General features: G+C 39.9%; 13 protein-coding genes and 1 pseudogene. 9 read left to right on the top strand and 5 right to left on the bottom strand.

All coding sequences use genetic code 11. The features are described 5' to 3' along the window. Positions 1–81: 81 nt before the first annotated feature. Positions 82–1,113, top strand: a complete 1,032-nt coding sequence (gene proB, locus KZC02_RS12540) for a glutamate 5-kinase (protein WP_221394405.1) — start codon at positions 82–84, stop codon at positions 1,111–1,113. After that, positions 1,113–2,363, top strand: coding sequence for a glutamate-5-semialdehyde dehydrogenase (locus KZC02_RS12535; protein ID WP_221394404.1), 1,251 nt, complete (start codon positions 1,113–1,115; stop codon positions 2,361–2,363). The genes proB and KZC02_RS12535 overlap by 1 nt, the downstream gene beginning before the upstream one ends. A gap of 16 nt (positions 2,364–2,379) precedes the next feature. Here the strand turns inward: KZC02_RS12535 and KZC02_RS12530 are convergent, their stop codons facing one another. After that, positions 2,380–2,706 (bottom strand): HigA family addiction module antitoxin, encoded by a 327-nt coding sequence (locus KZC02_RS12530; protein WP_221394403.1) that lies wholly within the window; start codon positions 2,704–2,706, stop codon positions 2,380–2,382. 10 nt (positions 2,707–2,716) lie between these two features. After that, a pseudogene (locus KZC02_RS12525) lies at positions 2,717–2,994 on the bottom strand (type II toxin-antitoxin system RelE/ParE family toxin). 140 nt (positions 2,995–3,134) lie between these two features. Here KZC02_RS12525 and KZC02_RS12520 point away from each other — a divergent pair. Continuing rightward, positions 3,135–4,223 (top strand): M20 family metallo-hydrolase, encoded by a 1,089-nt coding sequence (locus tag KZC02_RS12520; protein ID WP_221394402.1) that lies wholly within the window; start codon positions 3,135–3,137, stop codon positions 4,221–4,223. A gap of 51 nt (positions 4,224–4,274) precedes the next feature. Then, positions 4,275–5,102 carry an enoyl-CoA hydratase-related protein gene (locus KZC02_RS12515; protein ID WP_221394401.1) on the top strand — a complete coding sequence of 276 codons (828 nt, stop codon included), beginning with the start codon at positions 4,275–4,277 and terminating at the stop codon, positions 5,100–5,102. 60 nt (positions 5,103–5,162) lie between these two features. On the opposite strand, the gene KZC02_RS12510 is transcribed toward KZC02_RS12515, so the two are convergent. The 3 genes from KZC02_RS12510 to KZC02_RS12500 all read right to left on the bottom strand — a co-directional run bounded on the left by KZC02_RS12510 (position 5,163) and on the right by KZC02_RS12500 (position 8,184). After that, positions 5,163–6,728, bottom strand: a complete 1,566-nt coding sequence (locus KZC02_RS12510) for an Rne/Rng family ribonuclease (RefSeq protein WP_221394400.1) — start codon at positions 6,726–6,728, stop codon at positions 5,163–5,165. Positions 6,729–6,999: 271 nt separating this feature from the next. Next, positions 7,000–7,848: a tetratricopeptide repeat protein gene (locus KZC02_RS12505; protein WP_221394399.1), complete on the bottom strand. Its 849-nt coding sequence runs from the start codon at positions 7,846–7,848 to the stop codon at positions 7,000–7,002. 30 nt (positions 7,849–7,878) lie between these two features. Beyond that, on the bottom strand, positions 7,879–8,184 hold the full coding sequence (locus KZC02_RS12500) for an HU family DNA-binding protein (RefSeq protein WP_221394398.1): 306 nt from the start codon (positions 8,182–8,184) through the stop codon (positions 7,879–7,881). Positions 8,185–8,343: 159 nt separating this feature from the next. On the opposite strand from KZC02_RS12500, the gene mutY reads away from it, so the two are divergent. The 5 genes from mutY (at position 8,344) to KZC02_RS12475 (ending at position 13,894) form a co-directional block, all read left to right on the top strand. Further along, complete coding sequence (mutY, locus tag KZC02_RS12495; RefSeq protein ID WP_221394397.1) at positions 8,344–9,423, top strand: A/G-specific adenine glycosylase; 1,080 nt, start codon at positions 8,344–8,346, stop codon at positions 9,421–9,423. Positions 9,424–9,539: 116 nt separating this feature from the next. Then, positions 9,540–10,397 carry a phytanoyl-CoA dioxygenase family protein gene (locus KZC02_RS12490; protein WP_221394396.1) on the top strand — a complete coding sequence of 286 codons (858 nt, stop codon included), beginning with the start codon at positions 9,540–9,542 and terminating at the stop codon, positions 10,395–10,397. Positions 10,398–10,521: 124 nt separating this feature from the next. Then, entirely contained in the window at positions 10,522–11,712 is a 1,191-nt protein-coding gene (locus KZC02_RS12485; RefSeq protein WP_221394395.1) for a Gfo/Idh/MocA family protein, read from the top strand. A gap of 73 nt (positions 11,713–11,785) precedes the next feature. Beyond that, entirely contained in the window at positions 11,786–12,265 is a 480-nt protein-coding gene (locus KZC02_RS12480; RefSeq protein WP_221394394.1) for a single-stranded DNA-binding protein, read from the top strand. A 243-nt stretch (positions 12,266–12,508) separates the two neighbouring features. Further along, a complete protein-coding gene (locus KZC02_RS12475) occupies positions 12,509–13,894 on the top strand; it encodes a transporter associated domain-containing protein (protein ID WP_221394393.1) in 1,386 nt (461 codons plus the stop codon).

The following is a 13,894-nucleotide window of genomic DNA, read 5'->3' as shown; positions in this document are numbered from 1 at the left end:
AAATAATTTAATTTTGAGACGAAATCAAATTATCAGCCACTCGTTCCGGCTGATCTGTACTGCCTTATTTGAACCATAAAAGTGTCAAAACCAATACTTGTAATAAAATTCGGAACTGCATCTATCACACTTCCTTCCGGTGAACCTGACATCAGGATTATATCTGAAATTGCACGGCAGGTATCCTCTATCCATTCCCTTTATCGCATCATTATCGTTTCTTCAGGAGCAGTTGGCGCCGGAAAAGCGTTTATCCAGGATTATAAAGGAACCATGACCCAGCGCAAAGCGGCAGCTTCTGTCGGGAATCCGTTGCTGGTTGGCTTGTATGCCGGTTACTTTGCTCCTAACAACATTTACATTGCCCAAAGTCTTTGTGAAAGGCAGCACTTTGCAAACAGGAATAAATTTTTACAGCTAAAAGAAACTTTTGAAGAACTCTGGCAGAATAATATTATTCCGATTGTTAACGAAAATGATGTTGTAAGCGATCGCGAATTGAAATTTTCAGATAATGACGAACTGGCTACATTACTTGCAGTAGGTTTTGGAGCCGAATCACTCATGTTTTGTACATCCGTTGGTGGTTTGCTCGACGAACAGGGGAAAATTCTAAGGAACGTATCCAATGTGAATGAGGTTTTTAAATTTGTACGTACGGATAAATCATTCCTGGGTTTAGGAGGAATGGCTTCCAAGCTGACGTTTGCCAAGTTAGCCGCACGTATGGCGATCCGGGTTGTAATATTCGGGATGAACCAGGAGAATGAGCTGTTACACGCACTTGATGGAAAAGCAGGAACTGTAATTGGTGCCGGGAAAAGTACATTATCCGCCCGGAATCGCTGGCTGGGAAGTGGGGGTTTAGTTTCTGGAAGATTGCAAATTGATGAAGGTGCGTCAAAAGCATTATTAAAGCGAAAAAGCCTTCTGGCAGTAGGAGTGACAGAAGTAACAGGAGAATTTGAAGCAGGAGAAATTATTGAAATTTATTCTCCTGATCAGGAAATGGTTGCAGTAGCACGTGCCAGGGAAAATTCTGCTGCAATTAAGGAAAATTTAAAAACACTGAATTTTGAAGTGGCGCATGCCAATGATATTGTACTACTCTGATGAAATCTATATTACCTCTTTTAAAAGCAACACAGGACGCATCCGTAGCGGTCCGCAAATTATCTGATCAGCAACGCGCCGGCCTGCTAATCGTTTTGGCCAATAAAGTTGAAGGAAATTCGGCTCGCATTATCACAGAAAATCAGAAGGATCTTGATGTGATGGATGATGCTGATCCGAAAAAAGATCGTTTGCTTTTGAATGAAAAGAGGATTCTTGACCTGGCTCAAAGTCTCAGAGAAATTGCGGCTCTACCTGATCCAACCGGAGAGATACTGCTTGAACGCACGATTGAACAGGGATTGTCACTACGTAAAGTAACGGTGCCGCTTGGCGTTGTCGGAGTTATTTATGAGTCAAGGCCAAACGTTACGCTTGATGTTGCATCACTCTGCTTACGTTCCGGTAATGCATGTGTTTTGAAAGGTGGAAAAGAAGCGCATTTTTCCAATACTTATCTGGTTGGTTTAATCCATGAAAGTCTGTCTGAATTTGGTATTCCGAACGGAGCAGTAACCTTACTTCCAACTGGCCGCGAATTTGTTATGGAACTGCTTACAGCTACCAAATACGTGGATATTATTATTCCACGCGGTTCTGAAAGCCTGATTAAGTTTGTACGCCAGAATTCACTGGTTCCTACCATTGAAACCGGAGCAGGTGTTTGTCATACCTATATAGACAAAACTGGCGATCTCAATAAAGCGGCTAAAATTGTAGTGAATGCAAAAGTCTCACGCCCATCGGTTTGTAATTCGCTGGATACGGTATTGGTGGATAGAGAAGTGGCAGATGCATTTTTGCCAAAATTGAAAGACGATTTTATTAAATGGAATGTGGAGGTTTTTGCTGATGAAACTTCATTTGGCATATTACAAAAAGCGGATTATCCATATCTAAGAAAAGCAGAACCGGAAGATTTTGGCCGGGAATTCCTGGATTATAAATGTTCTGTAAAAGTAGTTGAAGGATTGAATGAAGCACTTGAACATATCCGTGCTTTTTCTTCCCGTCACTCAGAAGCCATTATTTCATCTGATAGTGAAGCCATTGAGAGTTTTCTGAATGAAGTGGATGCCGCAGCTGTCTATGCCAATGCATCAACCCGTTTTACAGACGGAGCTGTATTTGCACTTGGGGCGGAAATTGGTATTTCGACTCAGAAATTACACGCACGCGGCCCGTTTGCTTTGGAAAAACTTGTGACCGAAAAATGGATCGTTAGAGGTGACGGACAGGTAAGGTGGTGAGATTCTTTTTATTTTATTATGCTGTTTTTAATGTACTTGGTGACCAAAAATGTTTAACTTCATTACGGTTTACTTTTTTATCAGCATGCCATAAGTCATGGTCTAATTGCAATTTTAACCAGAATTGCGGTGTAGAACCAAAGGCTTCTGCCAGCCTGATTGCCATTTCTGAACTAATTCCCTGGCGTTCATGCAATATTGCAGATATAATATTTCTCGTAACTCCAAGTCCATCAGCTACTTGAATAATAGTTAATGATTCTCCTGTTTCTTCCTTTATTCCTTCCATTATGTCCCGGATCATTGCTCCTGGATGCGGAGGTTTCATGCCTCGTTTAATCATATTATCGTTTTTAATGGTAATCTATGTAATCAACGTCAAATGCCTGTTCCTTCTCAAATCTAAAAATAATTCTAAAATTCTTATCTACTTTTACAGACCAAAACCCTTTAAGTCCTCCTGTAAGTTGATGTAATCCCAACCAATCTGGTTCATGTCATCAACTGCAACTGATTCATCTAACCGATAAAGTATGCGCCGGATTTTTTCAACATGATGAGGCTGTAATTTAGAGGAATCATCTTTTTCAAAAAATAGCCTAAGACCCTTATGTTGAAAACTTATAATCATAACGCGAATATAGAACAGAAGGTTTGAGATAACAAAGGAATGTAACAGCGTAGCTAATTTTCAGCATACATAATCTTGTATGCTCTCAAATCAAATTTTATATCTTTGCCCAAAAACAATCCGAATAGCCTCATCACATTATGGATACATCCAGTGCCATTGAAAATATACAAGTACGTTCTCAGGAAGCTATAAGGCTTTTAAAAAAGCTGATTGAAACGCAGTCTTTTAGTAAGGAAGAAGATCGCACGGCATCGCTAATTGAAGAATTTTTCACCCAAAAAAACATTCCTTTTCATCGTAAGAAAAATAACATCTGGGCATATAACTTACATTTTGATGCCGGTAAACCTACACTTCTGCTTAATTCTCATCATGATACGGTAAAACCAAATAAATCCTGGACGCTCAATCCGTTTGAAGCACTTGTGAGAGATGGGAAACTGTTTGGTTTAGGAAGCAATGATGCAGGCGGGTGTCTGGTTTCATTAATGGCAGCTTTTAGTCATTTTTATGACAGGAATGACCTCACTTATAATATCGTAATAGCAGCAACTGCCGAGGAAGAAATATCAGGAAAGGAAGGACTGGAAATTGTCATTCCGGAATTGCCATATATTGCATTTGCCATTGTAGGAGAACCGACAGACATGCAATTGGCAGTTGCCGAGAAAGGATTGCTCGTATTGGATTGTACTGCAAAAGGGAAATCAGGCCATGCAGCGAGAGAAGAAGGTGATAATGCGATTTATAAAGCATTGAAAGATATTGACTGGATCAGCAATTACCAGTTTCTCAAAGTTTCTCCGACATTAGGGCCGGTGAAAATGTCAGTGACTATTATTAATGCTGGAACTCAGCATAATGTGGTGCCGGATATCTGTACATTCACGATTGACGTAAGGGCTACGGATCAGTATACTTTGGAAGAGATCATTGAAGTCATTCAGGCTAATATTCAGTCGGAAGTAAATGCCCGTTCTATACGCTTGCGGCCATCCAGTATTCCAATGGATCATCCGATTGTAAAAGCAGGCTTAAGTATGGGAAGAGAAGCTTACGGCTCTCCAACTACTTCCGATCAGGCATTATTGGATTGCCCTTCTTTAAAAATGGGGCCGGGCCATTCAGGACGTTCTCATAGTGCTGACGAGTTTATTTATCTGCATGAAATTGAAGAAGGAATCACCCAATATATCCAAATGCTTGAAGAAGTGATGAATAAATAGAACTGCATCGAAGTAGGACACAGCCAAGGTTAATAATCAAAGCTAAAACTTATGCGTTTTTACAGTAAAGAGGATGCCGGAGTTTTTGAGACTGTTCAATTCCTTTATATCAGAACGATACTGGAAGACCATGTCTTGCGGATTACATTGAACCGCCCCGAAAAACGTAATGCTTTTACTCCCACAATGGCCGAGGAAATTACATTTGCTTTGGCATATGCACATTATAATCAGGAAGTCCGTTGCGTAATTATAGATGCAGAAGGGCCGGTTTTTTGTGCTGGTGCAGATTTAAATGCTTTCTACAACCTTGATGCCGATATCAGGAATCCAACGTTGCCAAAAATCAGGGAAGAAGTCAAATTAGGAGATGCTTTTGACCAACTGCTGAAACCAAGTATAGCTCAGGTGGAAGGCGCTGTGTTAGCTGGTGGATTTCTACTGATTTGCGGATGTACCTTTGTTATCAGTGAAAACGAAGCGGCATATGGTTTGCCGGAAGTAAAAAGAGGTATTTGGCCAATGCAGGTTATGGCTTCATTGCTGTCAATTATTCCAAAACGAAAAATACTGGAAATGGCTGTTACGGGTAAAAGTTACTCTGCTGAGGAAGCTTTTCGGTTAGGCTTGGTAACTCAAATTATCGAAAAAGAAATAATAGCAGATGAGGTAAATAAGCTTGCAGATATAATATGTGCCAATGCCCCGCTTGCTATTCAGGCAGGAATGGAAGCATTGCAAGAGTTATCAGCTATTTCATCAAGTGAGCAGCATACTTATCTCAAAAACCAATTAGAGGAACTCCTGGCTTCCGAAGATGCCAAGGAAGGGGCACTGGCCTTTAAAGAGAAAAGGCAGCCTGTTTGGAAAGGGAAATAATCTTCTTATTTCTAACAAGAATTTTAAGAGCTGGCAGCTAAACACTATATAGCTTCTGCCCTAAGAATTTCCTGGTACAATTTCAATTTCTTCTCCGTACTTGTTGTGGAATTTGAAATCGGTAACACCCAATGAAGAATCTTTAATTAATTTAACCCAGATTTTATACTGGAAAAACCATTTAACCTGACGGGAAATAATTCCTTTTGTAAAATAAGAGTGAAGAAACGGATGTAGTAAAATCGTAATTCCACGTTCATTTTGCTTGGAAAGCATATAGTCCAGGTTGTTCTCAATTACGTCAGAAACTAATATACTTGCCTGAATAGTCCCGGTACCGCCGCATGTAGGACATGTTTCACGGGTTACAATGTTCATTTCCGGTCTTACACGCTGACGCGTAATCTGTAATAACCCGAATTTTGAAAGTGGCAGAACTGTGTATTTAGAGCGGTCGCCTTTCATTTCATCGCGCATGGTATCAAATAGAATGCGTTTGTTATCCGCTTTCTTCATATCGATGAAATCCACAACGATAATTCCGCCCATATCTCTCAGGCGTAATTGTCGGGCAACTTCCTTGGCAGCTTCCAGATTGACACTCAGCGCCGTCGCTTCCTGGTCTTCCTCAGAATTAGACTTGTTTCCACTGTTCACGTCGATGACGTGCAATGCTTCTGTATGCTCAATAATTAAGTAGCCTCCATTAGGCAGACTCACTGAGCGGCCAAATAGCGACTTTATTTGTTTTTCCAGTCCGAATTGTTCGAAGATCTTATTCTTACCGCTATGCAGTTTCAGAATGTTTTCTTTATCCGGAGCAATGTTGTGGATGTAAGCTTTGATATCGTCGTAAACTTCCTTGGAATCAACAGTAATACTGTCGAACGATTCGTTCAGCATATCACGGATGATGGAAGAAGCACGGTTCATTTCGCCTATCACGCGGTCACGTGGTTTGGCGTCACGAAGCATTTTGATTCCATTTTCCCATTTATCCAGACAGTCCTGAAGATCTTTATTCAGTTCATCAACATCTTTTCCGGTAGCAACAGTACGGATAATTACACCGAAGTTGGCCGGTTTGATGGAAGACATAAGCCGTTGCAAACGGTTTCTTTCCTGTTTATCCGTAATCTTTTTGGAAAGGTTAACAGAATTGGAAAAGGGTACCAGTACAATATACCGGCCGGCAATAGAAATATCGCAGGATAAACGCGGACCTTTTGTAGAGATTGGTTCTTTGACGATCTGAACCAGTATCAATTGGTTTTTCGAAAGAACCTTGTCAATCTTGCCTAACTTTTCAATCTCAGGTTCCATCTTGATGTTACTCAATTTGCCTGAATTGACACGCTTGGCTATTACGTCTTTGGTTAGTTTGTTAAGAGAGTTAATATTAGGCCCTAAATCAAGATAATGCAGAAAAGCATCTTTCTCAAATCCGACGTCGACAAATGCAGCATTAAGGCCTGCCACCAGTTTCCTGACTGTACCAAGGTAGATATCACCTACGGTAAAGCTTTGGTCCGGCGTTTCTACGTGATATTCTAAAAGACGTTTATCCTGCAAAAGGGCAATACGCTCTCCCTTTTGAGTAGAATTGATTAATAATTCGTTACTCAATGTTCAACCAACTGAATGGCTTATATAATGTTGATACTTAACCGCCCGCTTTTAAGATAAAAAGGGGTAATACATACGTGGGGAAGATGGTATGACCGGATTCACAAGAACTGTAAGATCCGGTCATTTCCAATTATTTCTTCTTATGTCTGTTTTTTCTAAGGCGTTTCTTTCTCTTGTGAGTGGAAATCTTATGTCTTTTTCTTTTTTTCCGCAAGGCATAAATATGTCGTTTATAAAATAAATAATTTGTATTCTTAATTTCTCCTGCTCAATCGTTCAGCCGGCCTTCCAATTCTGCAATAGCTTGTTGAATTACAGGATCTTTTTCTTCCTTTTTCACTTGCGCCAGTATTTTGCGGGCCTCTTCCTTATTTCCCAATTCCACAAGCGTTAATCCCAGATAGAATTTTGCTTTTGTATTGGCAGGATTGTTGGTAAGTATTTGCTTAAACCTGTCAGCTGCTTTTGAATACTGGTTAGAGCGCATGGACAAAATCCCTAAATTAAACAAAGCCAGTTCATTGGTAGGATCCGTTTCTATTACTTCACGTAACATTAAAATACCCTGCATTGGGTTCTCAGTGTTTACATAAGTCATAGCCATGTTGGCTTTCGCAGCCAGCAGGCCCGGATTCTGATCAATTGCTTTTTGATAGTATTCGCGGGTTTTTATACCAAGATTTTTCATCTTCTGGTCATCCACCGCAAAACCATAAGCTTCATAGTACCGATCTCCTGTTCTTACCAGGTTTTCAATAGATGGAGACAAAAGGGCCACTTTTTCGGCATAAAAAGCTGCACTGTCAAATTTTTGGAGCTCAGCAAATTTATTGGATAATTTCAATCCGGCAGCAGCTTTTTCTTTTTCACTTGCCTGAATGAAGCCACTTCTGAGCTGGGCAACGATTTTTTGTTGTTCAGGTGATAAAGTGGCCCCATCATGTGAGTTTGGAGATTTTTCAGCTGTAGCGGTTTCCCTTGTGGGAACCGATGCCTCAGCTATAGTCTCAGTTTCCATTTCTTTTCCCTTAGTATTAACAACTACCTTTGGCAAACTAAATAAAGTTCCTGCCAATGCAAATGCAAGTACACAAGAAATAATGATGGATTTTTTCATACTGTTATAACCAAACCAGTAAAAGGCAAATTACTTTTCAGCGACATCTTTCAACTTGTCACTTTCTTTTACCTGCTCAACAAAAACTTTGGCAGGCTTGAAGCTTGGTACAAAATGCTCGTCGATAATCATCGAAGTTCCCTTCGAAATATTACGGGCAACTTTACGTGCACGTTTTTTATTGATGAAGCTACCAAAACCTCTTACATAAAGATTTTCACCATCAGAAAGCGAATCCTTTACTACGGTGAAAAACGATTCTAGCGTTTGTTGAACATCGCCCTTGTCTACACCTGTTTTCTCAGAAATTTGTGCGATTACGTCTGCCTTAGTCACTTTGATTTTTTACTTTAAGTGGATATTATTTCATTTATTTACTTGCTCCTCTAAATTTTGGGAACACAAAGGTACGCTATTTTTACCTTAATTTAAAAGGATGGTATTTTCATTTTTTTTATAATCGGTTAAAAAACAGTGTACATAAGTCAAAACGTTATGCTAGAGGATCATTTTCAGGTAATTGATTTTAATAAAAAGCTTAAATTCTGGTACCTTCAAAATCACAGGCCATTGCTGTGGAGGCAAACCTCGGACCCTTATAAAATATGGTTATCGGAAATTATTCTGCAGCAGACACGCGTTGCTCAGGGCACTCCTTATTATGAGAAATTTGTACTGGACTATCCGACAGTTTTTGATCTGGCAGCAGCCGATGAAAAAGACGTTCTGCGTCTCTGGCAGGGATTGGGATATTATTCGCGGGCACGGAACATGCATTTTACTGCCCGGCAGATCGTTAACGAATTTAATGGGGAGTTTCCTGCAAGTGCAGTACAGCTTGCAAAACTGAAAGGGCTTGGAAATTACACCGCAGCCGCTATTGCTTCCTTTGCATTTGGCGAGGCCATCCCTGCTATTGATGGAAATGTTTACCGTGTTATGGCACGCCTGTTTGGCATTTTTACAGATATATTAAGTAACGAGGGGAAAAAGGAATTTCTTGTACTGGCAAAACAACTGGTTTCTCAGGAAGATCCTGCAACTTATAACCAGGCAATGATTGAGTTTGGTGCTTTACAATGTGTGCCCGGCATTCCGGACTGTTCGGTTTGCCCGTTCAATGATATTTGTTATGCCTATGAGTTTAATATGCAGAGTAAGCTGCCCGTTAAGGCCAAAAAACTGACAGTTCGTAACAGATACTTTAATTATTTTATCCTGCAAAAAGGAGAAAAGCTAGCCATGCAGGAACGAAAGGGCAAGGATATATGGAAAGGACTGTATGACTTTCTGATGTTCGAATCTGCCGGCCTTCTTACTTCTCCTGAGGATTTTTATGAAAATGAAATTATACATAATCTGATGTTGAAAGGGCGTATCCGCGAAGTCCCAAAAGTATATCTGCATTTGTTAACTCACCAGCGGCTTAATGTTCGTTTCTGGTGGATTGATATTCCTGAAAATACTCAGGTGGATTTACCATCGGATCTGCATTTTTATGATCAGGATGAAATTTATACGCTTCCTAAACCTATATTGGTTGATACAGTTTTGAAAGAAGAAAATTACCTTTAAAATTAACGTTTGGAATCAGATGTAAGTCAAATAAGTAGACAATTTCTTTTCGTGTTCTTATATTGTTATGTTTTTGTAAATATTAATTTGTATTAAACGTATAACAAATATAGATCATGACTGCTATTAGTTTAAACAATAATCAATTGGAAACATATCACAGAGATGGATATCTGGTTGTAAAAAATCTTTTTAGTCAGGAAGAAATTGATAAGTTGTATTCCAGCGCAGTTGGAAATTCCATCATGCAGAATAATGCAATGGATTTAAATGACCAGACTGGGAAAAAAACAAAGTTGACGTTATGGTTCACGCCGGGTGACGACGTATTTGGTTACTTGATACGTAGCGAAAGAATGATTAATCAGGTATGGCAATTGTTGGGAAATGACAGCGCAGTTTGTCATTTTCATACCAAACTGATGCAAAAAGAACCTAAAATCGGCGGTGCCTGGGAATGGCATCAGGATTATGGTTACTGGTATAAAAATCAGTTTATTTTCCCTGATCAGCTGATGAGTGTAATGGTTGCCCTGACTGATGCTAATAAGGAGAACGGGTGTTTACAGGTGATCAAGGGCTCTCATAAAATGGGCAGATTAAATCACGGTTTTGCGGGGGAACAGGTAGGTGCGGATATGGAAATGGTTGATCATGCATTAAAAACCATGGACCTGATATATTGCGAACTGGAAGCTGGGGATGCATTGTTTTTTCATAGCAATTTAATTCATAGATCCGAGGCCAATTTGTCTGATCAGCCGCGCTGGTCACTCATATCCTGTTATAATTCACAGTCAAATATCGCTTACAGTGAAACATCCAATTCCTGGAAAGTGCCGGTTTCCACCGTTCCGGATCATGCTTTATTGGAATGGGATGCTGTTTCATTTGAAAATGCAGATTTTCTGAAAAAAGAAAATGATCCGGCATTGAAAACAACTGGCTGGGAAAATGAGGTGAAGACGAGGTGACTTTGGTAACTGGCTTTCAGCAATCGGCAATCAGCCGCTGGCTTTCAGTTTTTGTCACTATCGTTAATCAAAACTAATTAAACAGTAAAATTTCAGATTCCTAAAAAACATTAACTTTCAGATTATGCAAAAAATTGCCATGTTGGGTTCCGGTTTTATCGGACGTTTTTACACGGAATCAATCCATGGCCAGCGCGGCCGGGATAAAGTTGTGGCTATTTATGCACGACGGGAAGAAAGTGCAAAAAAATTTGCAGACGACTATGGCTGTGATATCTGGTCGTCGGATATGGAAGAAATTATTGCACATCCGGACGTAAATATGGTTTGTATTGCACTTCCAAATAATATTCATGAACAGGCGGTTATGCTTTGTGCCAAATATAAAAAGGCCGTAGTTTCTACCAAACCATTGGGAAGAACAGGAGAAGAAGCTTTACGCATGATGAAGGCGGTGGAAGAAGCAGGGATTTTTGCCGGTTACCTGGAAGATCTGTGTTACACACCAAAATTCTTAAAATCACTTGAAAGTATAAAAAATGGAGCATTAGGGAGAATCATCTGGGCTAAATCACGTGAAGCACATCCGGGCCCGCATAGTGAATGGTTCTGGGATATAGAACAGGCAGGAGGTGGTTGTATACTTGACCTCGGCTGCCATTGTATTGAGATCTCGCGTAATTTCATCGGAAAAGACATTAAACCGGTTGAAGTAATGTGCTGGGCTGATACACAGGTAAAACCTATTGATGCCGAAGACCACGCGATTGCACTGGTGAAATATGAAAACGGAGCAATCGGCCAGTTTGAAGTGAGCTGGACATTTCGTGGAGGAATGGATTTGAGAGATGAAGTGATGGGAACGGAAGGTACGATCTGGATCAACAACTTTCTCAGGACTGGTTTTGAAATGTATACATCAGGAAGTGGCGGTGATTATGTAGCTGAAAAAGCAGAAAGCAAAACAGGCTGGTTATTTCCGGTTGGTGATGAAGTAAATGAATTAGGCTATAACCACATGTTCACAGATATGTTCAATGCAGCAGAAAAAGGAGTTGAAGCTGCCGAGACATTTTATGATGGATATGTGGTAAATGCAGTGATTGATGCAGCATATAAATCGGCCAAAACCAAGTTATGGGAAAAAGTGGTACTGCCGGTCTGGCGCGGGCAGGAAGGACTTACAAAACCCTCAAATTATGTAGATTATGACGAAAAACATTATCTGATCAAACAGGAAATGACACATGACGGCCGTAATAAACTGATTTTAAAAGATAAAATTACAGGGAAAATTACTGAGCAGGACGTTTAGAGATTTTTCTGATTTTAAAGGATTTTTCGCTATATTTATATCTGCAACACAAAATCATCTACAATAAAAAATCATGGCAGGAAGTGTTAATAAAGTAATATTAATTGGAAATCTGGGTAGTGATCCGGAAGTGAGATATTTAGAGAGCGGGTCGGCAGTTGCCAAATTCAGCATTGCTACTACGGAAAGTTATACAAACAAGAACGGTGAAAGAGTAGATAATACAGAATGGCACCGGATTGAACTTTGGGAAGGATTAGCAAAAGTGGCTGAAAAGTATCTTAAAAAGGGAAGTCAGGTCTATATCGAAGGTAGAATCCGCACAGATAGTTGGACAGATAAGGAAGGGCAGCAAAAGTCAGGTGTTACAATCCGTGCGAACAGCCTGACAATGTTAGGAGCAGCTCCGGGTTCAAATACTGGTGGGGATAGCAATGGTAATCAGGGTTATGCACCTTCCACAGCTCCGCGTACAAACCAGGCACCAAGAGCTGTTGATCCGGTTTCGCCGTCCATGCTGGCAGGAAATGATGATGGCGATCTGCCGTTTTGATTATTGACAACATAAATTCGGTTTTCAGATAATCAAAATAGAGAAAATCGAAAGAAATAAAACTTATAGTCCGTAGTGTGTATTCCGGGTTTTTCCTGAAACCAGATACTACGGACTATTCATATTTACACCAAAAAAACTTTCATTATTCTGTCTTCAAAATATTTTAATAAAAAAGTTTCTTTAATCAGAAATCGCTACATTTATGATATTAAGGTTTATTATGAACGTTTTTAAACTTCTGTGAAAGAAAAAACCTGTACTGACGATCCTCTTTCCCGAACGAGTAAGGGGATTTTTTATCCCCGAAAAACGACTAAATCATCTGACAATGATTTAGCTGAAAATGATTACAATTATAAGTCACACCGCGACTGGGTAAATGGACTTCCATTTATTGCTGGCTTACAAATTTCCTTAAACCAGTTGTTTATCTACGATTTAATTCTGGTTCTGTTCCTTTTCGCCATATCACTTTTTTTCTCAGGTATCAGAGCCGCTTATTCTGCTGCCGGCGCATTGGAAAATCCCTGGGAACGGAAAAGCGAATCTGACAATCTTCTTCCAAACCGTATTCAGCAATTAACATTGTCTCTTATGCAACGGGCAGTTACGTTGCTGGCACTCCTGCTTGCTGCCAGATTGGTCTGGATTTATTTACAGGAAGATCAACATCATATCGTTCGTTGGATTGCACTGGGTTTTGTATTATTCTGGATTTGGCTGGATGCTATAGTACGATATAACTGTGCAAGAAAAGCACTGGAATTTATTCCGAAAATTGCCGGTATGACCCGGTTCTTAGTTAAAATATGTAAGCCTCTCGCTCAGCCCGTGATGAAGCTGGGTTATGCATTTGGAGTAATGACACCTGAAGGTTCTGAAATATCAACAGAAAGCCTGGAATCTAAAGCTGAAAGTGAAGAAGAAACGGATCTGTTGCGTGGATTGGCAAATTTCAGGCAAACTAATGCCAAAAAAGCCATGCAGGCGCGTTTACACATTACAGCATTTGATATTGAATTGAATTTCCATGAGTTAATGGATAAAATCAATAAGTCAGGTTATTCGCGTGTGCCTGTTTTTAGAGATGACCTAGACCATATTGAAGGGGTTTTAAATGTAAAAGATTTGCTTCAGCACATACATTTGAATGAACATTTTAATTGGCAAAAATTACTTCGTCCAGTATATTTTATTCCTGAAAGCAAACGGTTAGACGACCTGATGAAAGATTTTCAGAATCGTCGTGTGCACATGGCCGTTGTTGTTGACGAATACGGCGGGACCAGTGGACTGATTACGCTGGAAGATATTATTGAAGAAATTTTCGGAGATATCAATGATGAATATGATGAAGACGACGAAGTAAATTATACCAAGGTTGATGAAAATACATACGTTTTTGAAGGAAAAGTCCTGATCGATGACCTATGCAGATTGCTTGACCTGGAAACAGATTATTTCGATGAGGTTCGTGGAAACAGCGAGTCGCTGGCCGGACTTTTACTCGAACTTTTTTCAAGATTGCCTCGTACCGGAGAAATAGCAACGCACAAGGAAATTACCTTTAAAGTTCAATCAGCTGATAAGAAACGGATAAAGAAAGTTCGGGTCCTGGTAGGTTGA

The organism is Dyadobacter sp. NIV53 (genome assembly GCF_019711195.1).
Lineage (GTDB): Bacteria > Bacteroidota > Bacteroidia > Cytophagales > Spirosomataceae > Dyadobacter.
Note: the sequence above shows the minus strand (reverse complement) of the source record. Positions and strands in the feature narration are given on the sequence as shown.

Coding starts and splice junctions, on each gene's coding strand:
- KZC02_RS12515 (WP_221394401.1), top strand. CDS start 4,275: ATGCGTTTTTACAGTAAAGAGGATGCCGGAGTTTTTGAGACTGTTCAA.
- KZC02_RS12480 (WP_221394394.1), top strand. CDS start 11,786: ATGGCAGGAAGTGTTAATAAAGTAATATTAATTGGAAATCTGGGTAGT.
- KZC02_RS12505 (WP_221394399.1), bottom strand. CDS start 7,848: ATGAAAAAATCCATCATTATTTCTTGTGTACTTGCATTTGCATTGGCA.
- KZC02_RS12530 (WP_221394403.1), bottom strand. CDS start 2,706: ATGATTAAACGAGGCATGAAACCTCCGCATCCAGGAGCAATGATCCGG.
- KZC02_RS12485 (WP_221394395.1), top strand. CDS start 10,522: ATGCAAAAAATTGCCATGTTGGGTTCCGGTTTTATCGGACGTTTTTAC.
- KZC02_RS12535 (WP_221394404.1), top strand. CDS start 1,113: ATGAAATCTATATTACCTCTTTTAAAAGCAACACAGGACGCATCCGTA.
- KZC02_RS12520 (WP_221394402.1), top strand. CDS start 3,135: ATGGATACATCCAGTGCCATTGAAAATATACAAGTACGTTCTCAGGAA.
- KZC02_RS12490 (WP_221394396.1), top strand. CDS start 9,540: ATGACTGCTATTAGTTTAAACAATAATCAATTGGAAACATATCACAGA.
- mutY (WP_221394397.1), top strand. CDS start 8,344: ATGCTAGAGGATCATTTTCAGGTAATTGATTTTAATAAAAAGCTTAAA.